Source organism: Maribacter aquimaris, from assembly GCF_014596745.1.
GTDB lineage: Bacteria > Bacteroidota > Bacteroidia > Flavobacteriales > Flavobacteriaceae > Maribacter_A > Maribacter_A aquimaris.
On sequence record NZ_JABTCF010000014.1, the window covers coordinates 33,996 to 52,237 of the forward strand.

Genomic DNA, 18,242 nt, shown 5'->3' on the forward strand with positions numbered 1-18,242 from the left:
GTTTATGGTTTTGGGGTTAAAACGAAATTCTTATAATCCGACAGGTTTTTATGCACCTGAATGATTTTATAGTTTGAAGATAAAATTACAAAATTCTCATTGCTAATTCTGTAATCCTTATTGTTTTTTAGTAGTTCGGCATATCCCAAGGCAAAATCCCTGGATTTGAATCCGTGTACTACGACAAATTGATTCTCAACATCATAAATATCCTTGGAAACAACATTTTTATATCTTAAATCCAGTATCGATTTTTCCAAGCGTTCCATCAAGTGAACCGCTTCTTTTTCATTGGTTCTCTTAAAAGGAAAAACCACTTTCCAATTTCCTTTTCCCGTTGTCCCGGTTTCCCTTGAAAATTCCTTGACTTCCAATTTTGGAAGTTGTTCGGCCACCATTTGTTCGGCCTTTTTGCCTTCCGGATTGTTAGGGTAGGTCAATGCTACGTAGTTCAATGCCTCCTTAAAATCCTCAAAGCCCTGCAACCTTCCGATGGCATTGGCCTTCAACATCTCAAACTTCGGTACGATAGGATCCCCTGTATATTTATTTATATTCTCCTCCGCTTCGGCAATTACCCTTAAAAACTTTTGCTCTTGGAACATTTTATAGAGTTTCTCATAATGGGCATCCGGACTATTGGTATTGCCCTCGATCACAGCCGCAGGGTTCAACAAAATCTCAGCATATCTCGATTTGGGGTGGTTTTGAAGGATATTCGTTTTCATATCAGCAGCCAACGGACTCCCTTCTTCTTCATATATCTTGAAAAGGTTGTATTTCGATGGAAGTACCAAACGTTCTTCCGGATTCGATTTTAACACCGCTTCCAACTTACCGGCCGCCAACAGGTTCTCTTTGAATTTTTCCTTATAGATCAATCCCAATTGATAATTGGCAAAATTCCGTTCGGTATATAAGCTGTCTATGACCGTAATATCGGTCGGAACCCTATCCATATAAAAGTCCAGGGAAAATTTCTCCTCCCCCAAGGGCAAAAGCGCTTGAGTGCTACCATCTGCAATATCAGCATTACTTTCATCAACTCTGGAAATGGTATTCTTATTCGACCAACGCCAATCATCTTCTAGGTTTCTATTCCCCCACTTATTCGTAAAATCGTTTTTACCATAGCCCAGACTGGTAATGTTATAGAAATAAAACTTGCCTTTGTTCTCTTTACCACCCTTACTGGCAGCAAATGCCGCAAAACCTTGGGAAATACGCTCTACTTCCTTTTTTTCCGCTTCTTCCTTGGCTTTTTGCAAGGCTGCGATATGGGCTTCAAAAAATGCAACCTGTTCGTCCTTAGGTAGGTTAAACAAGGTAATCACACTATCGGCATATTGTACGATGTTCTCATATTTCACTACGTCTTCCAGATTATCCAATTTCTTTTTGACCGACCGGTATTTTTTTGTGTTTTCGGGTAAATTGGTCAAAACACTATCATAATAGGCACCTGCCGTCTTGTATTCGTTCAGGTCAAAATTGTAAATGGCCAGGTTCTCATAATTCAGGGCATTAAGCTTGGGTTCATTCTTCGTGGCACGTAAGGATTTATTGAAATACACAATGGCCATACTATCTGACTTGGTAGCCAAATGGTATTCTGCCAATTGCCTAAATATTTTATCGAGGAACGGGCGATTTTCCCTATTCTCTTCCAGTTCGGTCAAATACTCGAATAGTTCCTCGCGGTTTTCGTTGGTCAGTTCTGTGTTCCTGATCTTTTGCAAATGCGCATTGATCATATACACTCGGGGCGATTTCCTATTGAGTTCAATAACCCTATCAAAAGCAAGGTTTGCACTGTCCTTATATTGCAATTGATTGTACAACTGACCGATAATATAAAAATATCGACCTTTCTCTGGGTTCTTCTTCGTGTAGTATGAAGCTATTTTTAAGTTTTGTATCGCCGTATCGGGAACGTTAAGATTGATATACGCCTGGGCCATCATTGCCCTAGCATCCGCATATTCCTGGTCTTTTAGGTTTTCGAACTTCATCAAGCGCTTTAAGTTCTTAATGGCCAGTTCCTCATTCTCTAAACGGATGTTCACTTTTTCCCTCCAAATATTGGCTTCATTCAGCTTATCGCTTTCATCGTATTTCCTTAAAATGTAGTTAAAGGACTCTAAGGCAGGAATGTAGCGCTCGTCAAAATATCGGGCCTTGCCCAAAAGCAGAAAAGCCTCATCGGTCTGGGGATTGCGTTCGATCTCCTTGATGTCCATGCTATGCTTTTGAATGGCCTTTGTGGCCTTTTCCTCAGCGATGATAAAGTTGGGGTTGTTATCCTCGGAATCCAGTTTTACCTCATCGGTTACCTCAAGCCTTTCTACGGGCAAGATTTCCCAATAATCGTCCTGATAACTGGCATTGAGTTCCTCGCGACCTTGTTCAAAGGCAATTTCACCATTATACAGTGTATTGTATTTGGTGTTCATGGCATGCCAATTTCTATTGATAAATGCGTCCTTTTTGGTAGAACAGGCACTTAGAATGGTCATCGCCAAAACGGCTGAAAGGATGATTTTATATTGAAGCTTCAAAATTCTCTGTATTCGTACATCTAGTAAACTGAAAAACGACCGGATTATTATGCAGTTGGTCGATAAAATACAGTTTTAAGTGGCAACAGGGACTCCTTGAATTGAAAGAACCATGGAAATCGGGAAAACTCCAAGCCAGGAACTATTCTTCCTCGTCTGAAACTGGGTTGCCCGCAAAGAAGCTTTCGAGTTCCCGCAAGGTTTCCGCGGAGGTCTCAATATCCTTAACGACCACTCCTTTGTTCAAAACCACAATCCGCTCGCAGACTTCGGTAACATGCATAAGGTCATGACTGGAAACCAAGACGGTAATTTCCTTTTTTGCTGACAAATCCTTTATAATCGCCTTTAACCTAATTTGGGTGGTGGGATCGAGGTTGGCAAAAGGTTCATCCAATATAATTACTTGCGGATTTCCAATAAAGGAAGCTATAATTCCCGCCTTCTTCTGGTTTCCTTTAGAGAGGTCCCGCAAATATTTTCGCTGTCCTAAAATCTCCCCATGGAAAAAATCCTCAAAATTAGCCAGTAAGGCATCCACATCGGCCTTGTTCTGACCTCGAAGCTCTCCTATGAAATAAAAATATTCCTCTGGAGTTAAGTAACCGATCAAAAAAGATTCATCTATAAAGGATGAGGTAAAGGGTTTCCAATCCTCACTCGTGTTTACCTGTACATCGTTATTGATGATATGCCCGGTAGTAGGCTGGATCAAATCCAACAACAAACTAAAATACGTGGTTTTTCCGGCACCATTATTACCTACCAAACCAAAGCTTTGGCCTTTTGGAATTTCCAAATGCCCTATGTCCAAAACCATTTGTCTTCCGTATTTCTTGGTCAGTTGTTGTGTTGTGATCATAATTCAAATTTTAAATATTCTTTTTTCTTACCCAACAGCTTTTTACAACCCATAGGTTTAATTATTCTGCTCTTTAAATCCGGCAAGCATGGTGTACTTTCTTTTTCTATAGGCTTCGGTCACTTTGTCTAACAAGGTTTTACGAAATACAAACCCGACAATACCCAATAGCGATAGTGTAATGAGGGCAACCTCAAAGGAGACAAACGTCTTTAAAACAAAATAAAGTACACTTGGAACCACCATAAGGGGCAACAATACCAAAAACTGGGTGGCACTGGTTCCCTGCATGTTGCCTACCGCACTTTTGGTCAAGTCGATCCGTTTTTTATTGAACGATCCGAAAAACAAAATCACGGGAACATTCACCCCGAGATTATATAGGGCACAGGCAAAGTTAATGGCCAAGGCTTTCCAACCAAAATACACATAGGGTATAGAGAGTAAGAACATAACGAGGATACTCACGGAAATAAGTCCGGCCTTACTTTCAAGGTATTTGCGCAAGGGAATATTCTGTGACATCATCATGCCGTAATACTCACTATCCCACGCTGGAATGAATTGGCCAAAGTTCGAAAGAAAAATACCGGTCATAAAAATACCCACAAAAAGGTATATGGTACTGGTATCCCCATAGGTGTCCATACTATAAAAAAACAATCCATAGAGTATCATCGCCAAGGATATGAATACCTGCATTTTGGTACGTTTGTTTCTCCAGATAAGTTTTAAATCCAGTTGAAGAAAAGGGGCTATATCCCCAAAGCGTTTGGTCCATGTTAAATCGGAAGTTTCGACCCTCGCTTCTTTCTTCCTTAGGGAAGCATCGAGATAGAGTTTTTTCCTTAGAAAAATATAATTGATATAGTACGTGCCTATGGCGAATACTAAAGGTACTAGAGCCAAAACAGGGTTTTGATACAGAGTGTAAAACAACTTTCCGGAATACTCGATAACGGGGAAAACACTAAAATAATCCAAACTATAGAGTGCCAGGATAAGCACCCCTAAAAACAATAAAACCCTATCGCTCTTGTTGATGATGAAGTTGGTGTAATTGATGGTAAGTACGATACAGACAATCGCAAACAACCAACCTAGTACATTGGACACGGGATACCCCTGCGTTATCAAAACAATCGAAAAAGGCACTGCAATGAACAGGGATAAGAAATTATAACCCGACAGTCCCGATTTCACTAAAATATAATGGGCAATGGCACCCTTTTTAATGGGATATAAAAGCAAGGGCTTTATATCCATAACCGGAAGCTTTTGCATAAAATATCTAAAGAAGAGCTCTATCAGCACCCAGTATAACAAATAACCACTCACAATAAGCATCGGGTCGGAGTCTGGAAATGTTTTTTTCAGGATAAAAAACAGCCCTACACCCAAACCGGCAAAGGTTACCATCATATAAACACCAAAAAAGCCCATTAGGAGTTTAACCGCAAGACTTTTTCCAAAGTTGGAAGACCTAAAGAACGATTTCCACTGGAGGCTAACAAAATGTTTGAACATACAGGTTGGTTTTTTTGTTCTATGGGGTTAGTGCCTTAAAACTATTTTTTGTTACAACTAAGGTGCTTTTTTTAATGAACCCATTTTTTATAGCCCCTGCTTTGCTTAGCTTTGCAGTTCATTAATAAGATTTTAAGCATGACCCATTTTCATCCTTTGACCGTAAAACAGATCAACCACCTTACGCCAAGTTCGGTTGCCATAACTTTTGAGGTACCAAAAGAACTGAAGCAGACCTTTGCCTTTGTTCCTGGTCAATATATAACCATAAAAAAAGAAATTAAAGGTAAGGAATTGCGTCGGGCCTATTCCATAAGTTCTTCCCCCAAACGCGATTATATTACGATTGGAGTAAAAAAGGTGGATAAAGTCGGATTTTCGCATTTCGCCAATACCGAATTGAAGGTGGGCGATGTTTTGGAAGTTATGCCACCAGAAGGTCGATTTGTTTTTGAACCTACCACGGAACATAGAAACGTGGCCGCCTTTGCCGCGGGGAGTGGCATTACCCCTATTATGAGCATCGTAACAGAGGTGTTGGAAAGCAACCCTCATAACACCTTCGTATTGGTCTATGGTAACAAATCGAATGCCGAAACTATGTTTTATAAAGACTTGGTAAAGCTACAGCTAGACCATGCAGATCGTTTTTTCGTGTATTTTACCAATAGTAAGATACAGGAAGAAGGTTCCTTGTTTGGGCGTATCGATACCTCCTCAGTCAACTACGCCTTAAAGAACAAGCATAAAAACATCAATTTCGACGCCTTTTATCTTTGTGGCCCAGAAGATATGATCCATTTAGTAAGCAATACGCTTCAGGATAATGGCATTGCCAAGGATAAAATCCATTTTGAATTGTTCACCACTACGGAGACCGTTGCGGAGACCGCACCTGTCTCGACTGACGGAAAGACCCAAGTAACGGTGATCCTGGATGATGAGGAATTTAAACTTACCATGGGTAAGAACGACATAGTTCTTGATGCGGTTTTAAAAGAGAATATCGACGCACCTTATTCCTGCCAAGGTGGAGTTTGCAGTAGTTGTATCGCCAGGATTACAGAAGGAAAAGCCGAGATGGTGAAAAACCAGATCCTTACCGATGGAGAGATTGAGGAAGGATTGATCCTCACCTGCCAGGCACGCCCATTGACCCCGACTTTAAAAGTCGATTATGATGATGTTTAAGCGTATTCGAGCCTAAAAACACTTTGTGTGGATGTGCCGTTTTCAAACCAGCCGGTTTGTTCTGGTTTCCAAAGCATTCATCACCATTGAATCGATGCATTTCATCGATGACACAGGGCAATCTGTCTATAAAAACCTATTACCACAGACCTAGATAAATATCAAAACCGACCCGCGGGTCGGTTTTGATAAACTACCTATGTAAATAAAATATTTTATTGGTTGTTAAGAATACCCTCCCTTTTCGACTTATTTGAAATAGGTTTTGTATAAATTTACAAGAACGCTTTACACAAATGCACGCATTGAACATACATGATACGGCTATTTTGGTTTTTGCACTTTCCTCGCAAGCGGAATGCAGGCGCAAAAAAATCGCAAATAGCAATGCTTTGTTCAGCGCGCTTTCGGAGCATAGTCTTGGTTTGGTTACCAAAACAGGTCTTCCCTATTTTCATTACACTGAAAAAGAACAGGAAGGCGATACTTTTGGCGAACGATTCACAAACGCCATACAAGCTATTTTCGAAAAAGGTTTTAAACGTATCATTACTATTGGGAATGACACACCCCAATTAAAAACCTCCCACATCCTTGAAGCAGCCAATCTCTTGGAAAACAAAAAATTGGTATTGGGGCCTTCAGCCGATGGCGGCTTTTACCTGATGGGGCTACATCAAGAAAATTTCAATCCAGAAAATTTCAAAGCCCTGCCTTGGCAGACTTCGGGTTTGGTTTCCCGGTTATTAGTGTCATTTCCTGCCGGTAATCATGAAATAGTTCAACTAGATAGGCTATTCGATATTGATACGTATTGGGACATTAACCTTCTTTCCAAGTTCTCAAATCAGCTTACTCCCCATATTCAGAAGATTATTTTGGCATTGATAAACACCAATGCCGTTATAGATCCATATACACTTCTTTCCAAAGAACAGTTAAAATACCGTATTCATCAAAACAAAGGCTCGCCAATGTGCTTAGTGGCATAGTTATACACTGCCTTTTCCTTCGACATATCATATAAAATACAACACCAAATGGGTGCTCCCTGCCATTTCGCTTCGAAATGAATGGGAATACCACCTTTAAATCAATAACAATACTTAAAAGCAATACAATGGCTAAATCATATTACGACCCAGCAGACCTTAGAAAATTTGGAAAGATAACGGAGTGGAGTGAGGAACTAGGTACTAAATTCTTCGATTACTACGGAAAGGTTTTTGAAGAGGGAGCCCTGTCTGCCCGTGAAAAATCATTGATTGCATTGGCCGTTGCCCATGTAGTCAAATGTCCCTATTGTATCGATGCCTATACCAAAGACGGATTACAAAAAGGAATTACCAAGGAGGAAATGATGGAAGCTGTTCATGCTGGGGCCGCAATTGAAAGTGGGGCAACCTTGGTACATGGGGTGCAGATGATGAACAAGTACGATAAATTAAGTATGTAAACAGCACAGAGGCGGCACACAAATCCAATCGGGCAATTAGTTGTCCCGATGAGATATGGTGAGCGACAACCAAAAAGGAAACTATGGCGACAAAATCATTAAAAGCAAGGCACAATGGACTTGCTGAAAAAAACGAGCAATTGAAAATTCTCAATGGGGGTATTTTTGAAGAAGGTGAACTGCCTTATTTCAAAGATAAGATTGCCCTTACCGGACATTACCCCCTGAGACCCAAAAAACTGGAGGTCTTTCAGATCAATTTAGGATATATGTGCAACCAGGTCTGTGAACATTGCCATGTTGATGCGGGACCCGACCGCAAGGAAATCATGACTCGTGAAACCATGCAATATTGTTTGGATGTTATTCGCAATACGGGCGCACATACCTTGGACCTTACCGGTGGTGCCCCTGAAATGAACCCGGACTTTCGCTGGTTTGTCGAGGAAGCGGCCAAAGCAGGAATACAGGATTTTATCGTTCGCTCGAACCTAACGATCATCAGGGCCAACAAAAAGTATCATGATCTACCGGAGTTCTTTAAAAGACATAATGTGCATGTCGTATCCTCAATGCCCCATTACACCCGGGGTAAAACCGATAAGCAACGTGGCGATGGGGTTTTCGATAAGTCGATCAAAGCCTTACAAGAATTGAATGCCGTAGGCTATGGCCTGCCAGACAGTGAACTTAAACTAGATTTGGTCTATAACCCTTCAGGAGCCTTTTTGCCCGGAGACCAAGTAGCCATGGAAAAGGATTTTAAAAAGGCCTTGAAGGAGGATTTTGATATTCAGTTCCACAATCTTTTTGCCATAACCAATTTGCCCATTTCTAGATTTTTGGACTATCTGATCGCATCGGATAATTATGAGGACTATATGTATGCCTTGGTTGAGGCCTATAATCCTTCGGCGGTTGAAAATGTAATGTGTACCAATACGATTTCAGTCAGTTGGGACGGGTGGTTGTACGATTGCGATTTTAACCAGATGCTCGAATTAAAGGTCGACAGCAAAATCAAACACATTAAGGATTACAATGAAGACATTTTGAATGATAGGGATATCATCATCTCACAGCATTGCTATGGTTGTACCGCAGGGGCAGGTAGTAGTTGCCAGGGAACTGTGGCCTAATAATAGTCTAAATCTTAGCATTTATAGGATTTTGGCCTCCTTTTTATCCTTGTATTATTACACTTAAACCGACCGAGTGGTTTGTTGTTTTGTTCAGAAGTCAGGTAGTACATCGGGATTTCTGCATTTTAACGTTTTTTTCCTTAAGATTATCCTTTTTAAACTTGGATCGCCCAAGGTTGGGGGTTCTTTGTTAAAGACTTTACGGTCTAATTGAACCATTAAACCCAATCTTATGGAAAAGAACCTAAAACGCATGGCAACCATGCAACGTTTGCAAGTAACAGGTCTTGAATTGTTTTACAAAAATGGCTATTACAATACAAGTGTCGATGACATTTTAAAAAAGCTTTCCCTTTCTAAAGGGGCATTTTATTACCATTTTGACTCGAAGGAGGATTTCTTTACCCAAATTCTTGAGAACCTCTTGGCCCGTAAGGTCTATAGTATGTTGATAGAACCTATCGAGGGGCATGAAAATCCGTTGCTTTTAATTACCAACTGTTTTGAAAACGCCTTGGAAACCGCTGTGCACAACGAAATGGATTGTGGATTCATCCTTAACAACTTCGTTAATGAGTTTAGAGGAAAGAATGACAAGATAATGAAGCAATTGAATGACATTCTTCAAATCTGGGAAGTCAATTTGGTTTCCGCTATTCAGAAAGGAAAATTCAACGGACATATCGATAGGCATGTAGACGCGGAAGGTGTCGCCTTGTTTCTAATGAGTTCCTATATGGGTGTTCGTACCCTGATGGCAGAAAATGCTCCTAGCGCTCGGAAATATAGGTTTATGGCGCAACTTAAGCAGTACTTTAAATCGATTGCCGTAAAACAATCATCAATATAACCCAAGATTATATCAGGCCTTCAATAGGAGCGTGACCTTATCTAGAACCACTTTCGGGTTTATGGAAGCCATCACGTTTTCATATCCTTTAGGAACCTTGTTCCCATAAATGGATGTGGGTATCAAAGGATATCGCTTTCGGTCGGATAGCAAGGCATTATCCAAATCCTGTCCATAAGGATAAAATCCGGCAAAAGGATGTGTAACACCCCATAGGGTAATCGTGGGAATCCCAAATAGTGCTGCCAAATGTGCATTGCCGCTGTCCATGGATACCATTACATCCAGGTTCGAAATCAAGGACAGCTCCTCTTCCAAGGAGAGCTTGCCTACAACCGAAAGACAATCATTGAACTTGTCTTCCCAGGCCCCTAAAAGTTCTTTTTCTTTTTGCCCCCCTCCAAACAGCAATATTTTATACTGATTGGTTTCGTTTAAGTGCCGAACCACTTCCTTCATAAGTTCCAAAGGATACATTTTACCATCAAAAGCGGCAAAAGGGGCTATCCCTATCCATTTTCTTGGATGACTCCCTACAGTATCCAAAATAAATTTAGGCAATGTCCTTTTCGGCAAATAGTTGTTGGTTGTAAGGGTAAAAGTATATCCCATTTGAGAGAAGACATCTACATAGCGCTGATGTGTGGACTTCAGTTGTTTAAAAATCTTATCCTTTTCAGCGGTTAGGGCTTTTTTCTCTATTCGTCCTTTATCAATCTGAATAAATGGAGTTCCGGCCAATCGGAAGTACTGTTTTAGGATATTACTTCGTAGTACATTGTGTAAATCGGCAACGGCATCTATTTTTAATTCCTTAAGTCCCTGGTATAGCTTCCAAAGGCCAAAAACCCCTTTATGGCTTCCGGAGACATCCGCAACATGAACATTAACTCGTTCCAAACCTTTGAAAATGGGAGAAAGGAATTCTTTGGTAAGTACCGTAACCCTGAGGTCGGGATATGCGTCGAGAAGTGATTTTATGACCGGAACCGTCATTGCAACATCACCCATGGCCGAAAGCCGTATGACCAATAGATGTTTGCCGTTATCCATAGTATTAAGTCCGAAAATTACTTTTGACCGCGAAGAACCGGGTTCAATTCGTCGTCATTGTACATTTTCATTTGTTTATAGACCTTCATATACTTTTGTCCAGCTTCGATATCGTTCAATAATTGATCAATGGCCGTTGAAAGATCGACCCGTTGCTCTAGCAGGATATTCAATTTTTCACGACATTTTTGAACATGTTCTTCCGAGGCATCTTTTCGATCTGCCTCTTCTTGCATATGATAGATCTTCAATGCAAGAATGGACAACCGATCTATGGCCCAAGCCGGGCTTTCCGTATTGATGACGGCGTCTTCCTTAATTTTGACCGATTGGTATTTTTTAAGGAAATAACTATCTATATATTCAACCAAATCAGTCCTATCCTGATTACTGGCATCAATTTTCCGCTTTAAAACAAGGGCTGCCACCGGGTCAATGTCCGGATCACGAATAATATCCTCATAATGCCATTGCACGGTATCGATCCAATTCTTTCGATATAACAAATGCGATATATCGTCTTTAGGATACGGGTTATTAAAAGGTTGGTCCACGGTATCTATTTCGTGGTATTTTAAGATACTTTCCTGAAAAATACTATTGGCTAATGAACTGAACATCTCAATTTATTTTACACAAATATACCCTTTATTTACTATAAAATCATGACGGACAAGAAGACAATAACGGGGATTAATATGGATCCCAATAAAACAATTTCCCTGATATTCTCGCGCTTTATGGACTCAACATAATTAGTCATGAACACCGCTCCTGGGAAAAATGTCAGCAATATGGGGTATTGTTCTTCTGAGGAAACCAACACATTTATAACCAGACCGATAATAAGGAAAAAAACGACGAGCCGTGTTGTCACGATTTTACCAACACCGGAATTCCCAAGGTTTATAAAAGCCAAAATACCTAATATAAACAAGACTAGAATATAAATAATGAGTCTACCACTACTCGCCCAATTTAGATAATCACTAGGATCGAACATGACGGTAAAGTGATAATGTGTAATAAAGAAATCGAGATTATCGGTCAACACCAAAAAACCGGAACTTAACAAAAGTACTGCGAAAAAAGCGGCAAAAGGCACCAACCAATTCCTGAAACTCTTGGGGTCATAGATGTAAATCGCAATAAATACGACCAAAAGGAACAAAAGTGCCCAATCATAAAAGAGACTGCCAAAAAGAATCCATAACGATGCGTCGAATATTTTGATCTTGATCCCCTTCAATGTTCGCATGCTAATGATTCTCCGAATGGCCAATAAGATAAAAGTATTGCTTAGGATGGCTTTGTTATCGCTCAACGTTTCCGGGAAGACAACCATCAAGAGGGCAAAAAACAAGATAGCATAGGAGTTCGCCAGGGTTATTTTATTCCTTTTTACAATGAAATCGACAAGAAAAATGGAAAAAAACAAAGTGGCCAATACCAATGTTTGCCACAACAATTCCTCTGGGGGATATGCCTTTTTAAATAGTAAAAAATGAACAAGCCAATAGAGCAAAAACAAAAAAGTTACTACAATTATGTAGTTAATAGGTTTAGTTTTGCCAAAAATACTTGTAATCATCTGCGGTTTTTATATTTTTGTCCCGTAAATATACTATAAGATGAAGGCATTTTTTGAAGGCATACAGGATTTATTTGTGAACGGTCTTTTCTGGCCCTATGACTTTTTAAGGTTCACCAAAAACTGGTGGGCTGCCAATACGGTCAATTGGATATTCATGATTATCTGCTTTACCGCTTTTGTGTATTGGATGCTTCAGCTCAAGAAATACAACGACAATAATGAAGAGGATAAATCAATCTCTTCACATTCCTACTTATAGGTCGAAGCCAATATCCTTTCTAAAGTTCATCTTCTCAAAACATATCTTATCGATACTTTGATAAGAGGTTTTTAATGCTTCCTTAAAATCATTGCCGTAGGATGTAATTGCCATTACCCTGCCTCCATTGGTTATTACCTTACCTTCTTTTAGGTCTGTGCCGGCGTGAAATACAATGGAGTCTTCAATATTTTCAAATCCCATTATTTCCTTTCCTTTTTCATAAGCTTCCGGATAACCCCCGGAAACCAACATAACCGTTGATGCTGTACGGTCATCAATTTCAAGGTTGATGCTATCCAATGTTTGATTGGCAACCGCTTGGAAAATGGTAACCAAGTCGGTTTTTATTCTTGGTATGACCACTTCAGTCTCTGGGTCTCCCATTCTAACATTGTACTCAATAACGAATGGATCATCACCTACTTTTATCAAACCAATGAAAATAAAACCTTTATATGGCAGACCATCGATTTTAAGCCCCTCTACGGTCGGTTTGACCACTCGCTCGTGTATCTTATCCATTAACTCCTTATCCGCGAAGGGAACCGGGGAAATAGCGCCCATACCACCTGTATTCAATCCTTTGTCACCTTCGCCTATTCTTTTATAGTCCTTGGCTGTGGGCAAAACTTTATACCCCTTACCGTCGGTAAGAACGAAAACACTTAATTCTATACCCGATAAAAACTCCTCGATAACAACGGTCGTACTGGCCGCGCCGAATTTGGCATCGACCAACATGGATTTCAGTTCATCCTTGGCTTCTTGTAAATCGTTCAGGATCACCACCCCTTTACCAGCTGCGAGTCCGTCGGCCTTTAAAACGTATGGGGGTTTGAGTGAATCCAAAAAAGTATACCCTGCTTCCAAGGTCTCTGCAGTAAAACTATCATATGCTGCCGTAGGAATATTGTGTTTTATCAAAAACTCTTTGGCGAACTCCTTACTCCCCTCCAAGGTAGCTGCCGCTTTTTGGGGCCCGATAACCGGGATATCCTTAAGTTCGGAATCATTTAGGAAAAAATCATGGATCCCATTTACCAATGGGTCTTCGGGACCAACGACTACCATATCGATATTATTGGAAATAACCGCCTCTTTGATTTTTTCAAAATCATTTACACCAATGGGTAAATTGGTACCGATTGTGCTTGTCCCGGCATTTCCGGGAGCGATATAAAGATGTGATAATTTAGGGCTTTGGGCAAGTTTCCAAGCGATGGTATGTTCGCGACCACCCGATCCAAGAATAAGAATATCCATAATTAAAGTTTGCGCAAAAATACAGCTTGAACACCAATAATCTATGCGATACCCGAAAAATCCCTATGTTCCTTGTCGTGCAGTTCTTCCGGAGTCAATGACTTGAAATATTCGAAAACCTTTTTTAAGCCTTCAGCACGCCCTACCTTGGGTTCCCATCCCAATATTTCCTTGGCCTTTGTAATATCGGGTTGCCTTTGCAAAGGGTCATCTTTGGGTAAAGGTTTATAAACAATTTTCTGGTGGGTACCGGTCAATTGGATAATCTCCTGGGCAAATTCGAGAATCGTCGTCTCGTGCGGATTCCCAATATTGATAGGGTCGGTATAATCACTCATCAACAAGCGGTAAATTCCCTCGACCTGATCGTCGATATAGCAAAAGGATCGGGTTTGGGAACCATCGCCAAAAACGGTTAAATCCTCACCTCGTAGTGCCTGCCCCATAAATGCCGGTACGACACGGCCGTCATTCAACCGCATTCGTGGTCCGTAAGTATTGAAAATACGGACAATACGGGTGTCTACATCATGATACCGATGATAAGCCATGGTAATGGATTCCATAAAGCGTTTGGCCTCATCATATACCCCGCGAGGGCCTGTCGGACTCACATTGCCGTAATACTCCTCATTTTGGGGATGTACTAAGGGATCACCATATACTTCAGACGTGGAAGCCACCAAAATCCTTGCTTTCTTTTCCTTAGCCACCCCTAACAGATTAAGAGTACCCAAAGACCCTACCTTTAAGGTTTCTATAGGGATTTTCAAATAATCAATAGGACTTGCGGGAGAGGCGAAATGCAGAATATAATTGAGTTCGCCAGGTACGTTTACAAACTTGGACACATCATGATGGTAAAATTCAAAATGCTCCAAGGGGAAAAGATGTTCTATGTTCTTTAGGTCGCCTGTGATCAGATTATCCATCCCGATGACGTGAAAACCTTCCTTGATAAACCTATCGCATAGATGTGACCCCAAGAATCCGGCTGCGCCGGTTATTAAAATTTTTTTCATTTTATATCTTTTAGTATGCCTTTTCTTCTCCAGAAATAGCATTGAGCATCGTTTGTACTATGATTTTAAGATCCATAAAGAACGACCAGTTTTCAATGTAGAAAATATCGAATTTAATTCTATTAAGTATATCACTATCCGTTTCAATTTCACCTCGGTATCCTTTTACTTGGGCCAAACCTGTTATTCCTGGTTTAACAAAATGCCTTAGCATATACTTATCCACTTTATTAGCGTATTCATCGGTATGTTTAAGCATATGGGGTCTTGGGCCTACCACGGACATATTTCCAAATAGCACATTATAAAATTGGGGCAGTTCATCAATACTGGTACTCCGGATGAACTTACCGATTTTTGTCACGCGCATATCATTTTTTCCAGCCTGTAGTTCATCGGCAGCTTTATTCACGGCCATCGATCTGAATTTATAACACTGGAATTCCCGATTATCGATTCCTGTCCGTTTCTGAATAAAGAATATAGGACCTTTGGATTCCAATCGAATCAAAATGGCAAGCAAAGGGGCAATCCAAATTAAAAGTCCAAAAATTATAACTAAAGAGAAAACAACATCAAAAGAGCGTTTTATAAAAGCATTGATAGGACCGTGGAGGGGAATATCACGCAAAGAAAGGATTGGCACGTAGTCGTAGTATTCAAATTTTAATTTTTTGGAGAAAATGTACTTGTTATCGGGAATAAACTTTAGGGTTTTTAAATTATTATCCGCAAAATCTATAAACATCAACAACTCTTCATTCTGGAGGGAGGATACCGAACAGTAAATTTCATCAATATTATTGTTCGCAATATAAAAAAGACATTGTTTTATGTCAAAATCCCCGTTCTTAGGACAAAATTGCCTTTTGAACTCATACCCATACTCGGTCCTATCCTTAAAAACATTGATAAGTTGATTGGTCATTTTGTTCTTCCCTATAACCACCACATTTCTGATGTTGCCTTTAACCCGTTCCCTATATCTCATAAGAAAGATATAATTAAGAAACTTCAGTATGGAAATGGCTACAAAAACAAAGGCAAAATATTTGGCCAGAGCCAATCTGCTCATCAAAGGTTGTTTAAAAAAACCGATATAGGCATAGAGTATTAAAAAAAAGAAAAAGAACTGGGTAAATAGTTTGATTAAAATATTGGTCACCTTGGTATATCGATAAACTTTATAAAATCCAATCTTTAATGACATTATTATCCAAGCTATGGATATATAGGTATGAAAGAGTATTGGATTTTGGAAGTTAATCGGTGAAAGATAGGCGAATACGTTAATGACCAACAAATCTATCCCATAGGAAATGGGGGTGATGAGGCCAGAAAAACGGTGTTTCTTGGTAATCATTTATTTGAGCCGTTCATTTTAGTAAACAACAGAATACAAAGATAATTTTAATAATTGAGACAATAACAGAAATGCAACGAGAGGTGTTATTTAAACCCTAGGGGGTTCTTTAAATCACTTATTCTTGCTTATAACGGCCATGAAACTACACATGTTGAAATTAAATAGAAAATTAGCTATGATATATTATTATACATCTCTTCCAAGGTTTCTTCCATAGAAATCTCGGTTGAGAAATCCCCTATGCAGCTAAACAGCTTTTGAGGGTTTCCTTTTAAAATTTTAATTTCATTTTCGCGTACAAACTTGGGATTGATTTTGACTTTAATATTGTAATTGGCTAAATTATCCATAGAATTTATTATGCTCTTAATATTTATAGCGTGGCCCGTGCAGACATTAAATATTTCTGATTTGGTAGAGGAAAAAAGTAATTCAGAATATGATTTAATAACAAATTTCACATTATTGAACTCCCTATAAACATCAATATTACCTAATTCTATTTCTTTTTTATTTTTTACATAGTGCGAAATTATTTTCGGGATTAAAAAGTGGTTTTCCTGTCCAATACCTGTATAATTAAAAGGCCTAACAATAATGATATTTAAACGATTGAAGTATGGCCTAACCATATTTTCCATTGCCAATTTACTATTTCCATAATGGTTCACAGGCTTTGGGCACATATCTTCGCTAAGCGCACCTTCTATATTACCATAAACAGCAGCACTACTGGCAATTAATATCTTTTTGGGCTTATATTCTAATCGCTCTATAGCATTTAGAACATTTAAAGTTCCAAAAATATTAACGTTATAAATGTGTTTTTGATCAGCGGCAGCCACGAAGGATATTGCCGCAAGGTGAATTATAAAGTCGGGCTTTATATTACTGATTATTCCAGATAACGTCTTTTCTTCCAAAATATCACATACTATATGATTTTTTGAGTATGATTCGGAAAAGGTTGTCCCATATACACAGAATCCTTGTTTAACAAAGTAATCCTCTAAATGCTTCCCAGTGAACCCGGTTATACCGGTAATAAAAATTGTCTCTTTAAAATGTCCCGCCATTTTGATTTCTTTCCAAGTCCTTTTTAACCATCATTTCACATAATTCAGTAAGTCCAGTTTTAGGTTTCCAATTTAAAATTTCATTGGCTTTTGATGCGTCACCTATTAATAAATCAACCTCGGCTGGACGATAAAATTGAGGGTTTACTTTTATTAACACTTTACCCGAATCATTATCTTTTCCTACTTCTTTCTCCTCTTTTCCTTCCCAAACAATATCTACATCAACAGCTTTAAAAGCCATAGAAACAAAATCTCTTACCGTTTGTGTTTTATTTGTAGCCAACACAAAAGTTCCCGGTTCATCTATTTGAAGCATTCTATACATACCATCGACATATTCCTTGGCATAGCCCCAATCTCTTTTGGCATCCATATTTCCAAGTTCTAAAACCTCTTGTTTGCCAAGATGGATTTTCGCTACCGAATCCGTAATTTTTCTTGTCACAAATTCTTTACCCCTTAAAGGAGATTCATGATTGAACAATATACCACTAGTCGCAAACAAATTGTATGACTCCTGATAGTTTAAAGTGGCCCAGTGTGCAAATAACTTAGCTACTCCATATGGGCTTCTTGGATGGAATGGAGTTTCTTCATTTTGAGGTATGGCATGTACTTTTCCGAACATTTCCGAAGTTGAGGCTTGATAAAACCTTATTTTCGGATTTATTGACCTAATGGCCTCCAATAAATTCATTGCCCCAATCCCAGTTATTTGAGCAGTGGCAATTGGCTGTGTAAAAGAAACCCCAACAAAACTTTGGGCCGCCAAATTATATATTTCTTCTGGTTCTACTTCTGATATAATTCTATAAGCACTTGACAAATCTATCAAATCGTACTCTAGGAGTATTAAATTGGGATTATTTTCAATTCCCAATTCTTCAATTCTCCAAAAATTGGTGGAACTCGTTCTTCGGTACGTACCATAAACCTTATATCCTTTATTTAATAATAGTTCAGCCAAGTAGGCAGCATCCTGACCTGTGATACCTGTGATTATAGCTTTTTTCATAT

General features: G+C 39.3%; 17 protein-coding genes. 6 read left to right on the forward strand and 11 right to left on the reverse strand.

The window, feature by feature from the left end:
• Positions 1–2 precede the first annotated feature (2 nt).
• The 3 genes from porW to HPE56_RS17900 form a co-directional block, all read right to left on the reverse strand.
• Positions 3–2,558 (reverse strand): type IX secretion system periplasmic lipoprotein PorW/SprE, encoded by a 2,556-nt coding sequence (gene porW, locus HPE56_RS17890; RefSeq protein ID WP_188245123.1) that lies wholly within the window; start codon positions 2,556–2,558, stop codon positions 3–5.
• A 142-nt stretch (positions 2,559–2,700) separates the two neighbouring features.
• Positions 2,701–3,420 (reverse strand): ABC transporter ATP-binding protein, encoded by a 720-nt coding sequence (locus HPE56_RS17895; protein ID WP_188245124.1) that lies wholly within the window; start codon positions 3,418–3,420, stop codon positions 2,701–2,703.
• Positions 3,421–3,477: 57 nt separating this feature from the next.
• Complete coding sequence (locus HPE56_RS17900; RefSeq protein ID WP_188245125.1) at positions 3,478–4,947, reverse strand: DUF5687 family protein; 1,470 nt, start codon at positions 4,945–4,947, stop codon at positions 3,478–3,480.
• A gap of 138 nt (positions 4,948–5,085) precedes the next feature.
• On the opposite strand from HPE56_RS17900, the gene HPE56_RS17905 reads away from it, so the two are divergent.
• The 5 genes from HPE56_RS17905 to HPE56_RS17925 all read left to right on the forward strand — a co-directional run bounded on the left by HPE56_RS17905 (position 5,086) and on the right by HPE56_RS17925 (position 9,586).
• Positions 5,086–6,138, forward strand: a complete 1,053-nt coding sequence (locus HPE56_RS17905; protein WP_188245126.1) for a ferredoxin--NADP reductase — start codon at positions 5,086–5,088, stop codon at positions 6,136–6,138.
• Between the two features lie 296 nt (positions 6,139–6,434).
• On the forward strand, positions 6,435–7,130 hold the full coding sequence (locus HPE56_RS17910) for a TIGR04282 family arsenosugar biosynthesis glycosyltransferase (RefSeq protein WP_188245127.1): 696 nt from the start codon (positions 6,435–6,437) through the stop codon (positions 7,128–7,130).
• A 128-nt stretch (positions 7,131–7,258) separates the two neighbouring features.
• Positions 7,259–7,594 (forward strand): arsenosugar biosynthesis-associated peroxidase-like protein, encoded by a 336-nt coding sequence (locus tag HPE56_RS17915; protein ID WP_109648404.1) that lies wholly within the window; start codon positions 7,259–7,261, stop codon positions 7,592–7,594.
• A gap of 83 nt (positions 7,595–7,677) precedes the next feature.
• The gene (arsS, locus tag HPE56_RS17920) at positions 7,678–8,733 is read left to right on the forward strand and encodes an arsenosugar biosynthesis radical SAM (seleno)protein ArsS (RefSeq protein WP_188245128.1); all 1,056 of its coding nucleotides are present in this window, start codon (positions 7,678–7,680) and stop codon (positions 8,731–8,733) included.
• Between the two features lie 235 nt (positions 8,734–8,968).
• Positions 8,969–9,586, forward strand: a complete 618-nt coding sequence (locus HPE56_RS17925; protein ID WP_188245129.1) for a TetR/AcrR family transcriptional regulator — start codon at positions 8,969–8,971, stop codon at positions 9,584–9,586.
• 12 nt (positions 9,587–9,598) lie between these two features.
• Here the strand turns inward: HPE56_RS17925 and HPE56_RS17930 are convergent, their stop codons facing one another.
• Genes HPE56_RS17930 through HPE56_RS17940 form a run of 3 tightly spaced genes read right to left on the reverse strand, consistent with a single transcriptional unit; the run spans position 9,599 to position 12,230 of the window.
• The gene (locus tag HPE56_RS17930) at positions 9,599–10,639 is read right to left on the reverse strand and encodes a glycosyltransferase family 9 protein (protein ID WP_188245130.1); all 1,041 of its coding nucleotides are present in this window, start codon (positions 10,637–10,639) and stop codon (positions 9,599–9,601) included.
• 17 nt (positions 10,640–10,656) lie between these two features.
• Entirely contained in the window at positions 10,657–11,259 is a 603-nt protein-coding gene (locus HPE56_RS17935) for a DUF4254 domain-containing protein (protein WP_188245131.1), read from the reverse strand.
• Between the two features lie 35 nt (positions 11,260–11,294).
• Complete coding sequence (locus HPE56_RS17940) at positions 11,295–12,230, reverse strand: LTA synthase family protein (RefSeq protein WP_188245132.1); 936 nt, start codon at positions 12,228–12,230, stop codon at positions 11,295–11,297.
• 40 nt (positions 12,231–12,270) lie between these two features.
• Here HPE56_RS17940 and HPE56_RS17945 point away from each other — a divergent pair, with 40 nt between their 5' ends.
• Positions 12,271–12,492 (forward strand): DUF6341 family protein, encoded by a 222-nt coding sequence (locus HPE56_RS17945; protein WP_109648410.1) that lies wholly within the window; start codon positions 12,271–12,273, stop codon positions 12,490–12,492.
• Here the strand turns inward: HPE56_RS17945 and purD are convergent.
• The 5 genes from purD to gmd form a co-directional block, all read right to left on the reverse strand.
• Entirely contained in the window at positions 12,487–13,758 is a 1,272-nt protein-coding gene (purD, locus tag HPE56_RS17950) for a phosphoribosylamine--glycine ligase (protein ID WP_188245133.1), read from the reverse strand. The genes HPE56_RS17945 and purD overlap by 6 nt on opposite strands.
• A gap of 41 nt (positions 13,759–13,799) precedes the next feature.
• Positions 13,800–14,780, reverse strand: coding sequence for a UDP-glucuronic acid decarboxylase family protein (locus tag HPE56_RS17955; RefSeq protein WP_188245134.1), 981 nt, complete (start codon positions 14,778–14,780; stop codon positions 13,800–13,802).
• A gap of 10 nt (positions 14,781–14,790) precedes the next feature.
• Positions 14,791–16,143, reverse strand: a complete 1,353-nt coding sequence (locus tag HPE56_RS17960) for an undecaprenyl-phosphate glucose phosphotransferase (RefSeq protein WP_188245135.1) — start codon at positions 16,141–16,143, stop codon at positions 14,791–14,793.
• Between the two features lie 176 nt (positions 16,144–16,319).
• On the reverse strand, positions 16,320–17,222 hold the full coding sequence (locus tag HPE56_RS17965; RefSeq protein ID WP_188245136.1) for a GDP-mannose 4,6-dehydratase: 903 nt from the start codon (positions 17,220–17,222) through the stop codon (positions 16,320–16,322).
• Complete coding sequence (gene gmd, locus HPE56_RS17970) at positions 17,206–18,240, reverse strand: GDP-mannose 4,6-dehydratase (RefSeq protein ID WP_188245137.1); 1,035 nt, start codon at positions 18,238–18,240, stop codon at positions 17,206–17,208. Before gmd ends, HPE56_RS17965 begins: the two co-directional genes overlap by 17 nt.
• Positions 18,241–18,242: the final 2 nt, after the last annotated feature.

Bases quoted from the DNA above. Each gene is read 5' to 3' on its own strand.
- purD (WP_188245133.1), bottom strand. From the start codon at position 13,758: ATGGATATTCTTATTCTTGGATCGGGTGGTCGCGAACATACCATCGCT.
- HPE56_RS17965 (WP_188245136.1), bottom strand. From the start codon at position 17,222: ATGGCGGGACATTTTAAAGAGACAATTTTTATTACCGGTATAACCGGG.
- HPE56_RS17955 (WP_188245134.1), bottom strand. From the start codon at position 14,780: ATGAAAAAAATTTTAATAACCGGCGCAGCCGGATTCTTGGGGTCACAT.
- HPE56_RS17895 (WP_188245124.1), bottom strand. From the start codon at position 3,420: ATGATCACAACACAACAACTGACCAAGAAATACGGAAGACAAATGGTT.
- HPE56_RS17900 (WP_188245125.1), bottom strand. From the start codon at position 4,947: ATGTTCAAACATTTTGTTAGCCTCCAGTGGAAATCGTTCTTTAGGTCT.
- HPE56_RS17925 (WP_188245129.1), top strand. From the start codon at position 8,969: ATGGAAAAGAACCTAAAACGCATGGCAACCATGCAACGTTTGCAAGTA.
- HPE56_RS17910 (WP_188245127.1), top strand. From the start codon at position 6,435: ATGCACGCATTGAACATACATGATACGGCTATTTTGGTTTTTGCACTT.
- HPE56_RS17930 (WP_188245130.1), bottom strand. From the start codon at position 10,639: ATGGATAACGGCAAACATCTATTGGTCATACGGCTTTCGGCCATGGGT.
- HPE56_RS17915 (WP_109648404.1), top strand. From the start codon at position 7,259: ATGGCTAAATCATATTACGACCCAGCAGACCTTAGAAAATTTGGAAAG.
- HPE56_RS17945 (WP_109648410.1), top strand. From the start codon at position 12,271: ATGAAGGCATTTTTTGAAGGCATACAGGATTTATTTGTGAACGGTCTT.
- arsS (WP_188245128.1), top strand. From the start codon at position 7,678: ATGGCGACAAAATCATTAAAAGCAAGGCACAATGGACTTGCTGAAAAA.
- HPE56_RS17960 (WP_188245135.1), bottom strand. From the start codon at position 16,143: ATGATTACCAAGAAACACCGTTTTTCTGGCCTCATCACCCCCATTTCC.
- gmd (WP_188245137.1), bottom strand. From the start codon at position 18,240: ATGAAAAAAGCTATAATCACAGGTATCACAGGTCAGGATGCTGCCTAC.
- HPE56_RS17935 (WP_188245131.1), bottom strand. From the start codon at position 11,259: ATGTTCAGTTCATTAGCCAATAGTATTTTTCAGGAAAGTATCTTAAAA.
- HPE56_RS17905 (WP_188245126.1), top strand. From the start codon at position 5,086: ATGACCCATTTTCATCCTTTGACCGTAAAACAGATCAACCACCTTACG.
- HPE56_RS17940 (WP_188245132.1), bottom strand. From the start codon at position 12,230: ATGATTACAAGTATTTTTGGCAAAACTAAACCTATTAACTACATAATT.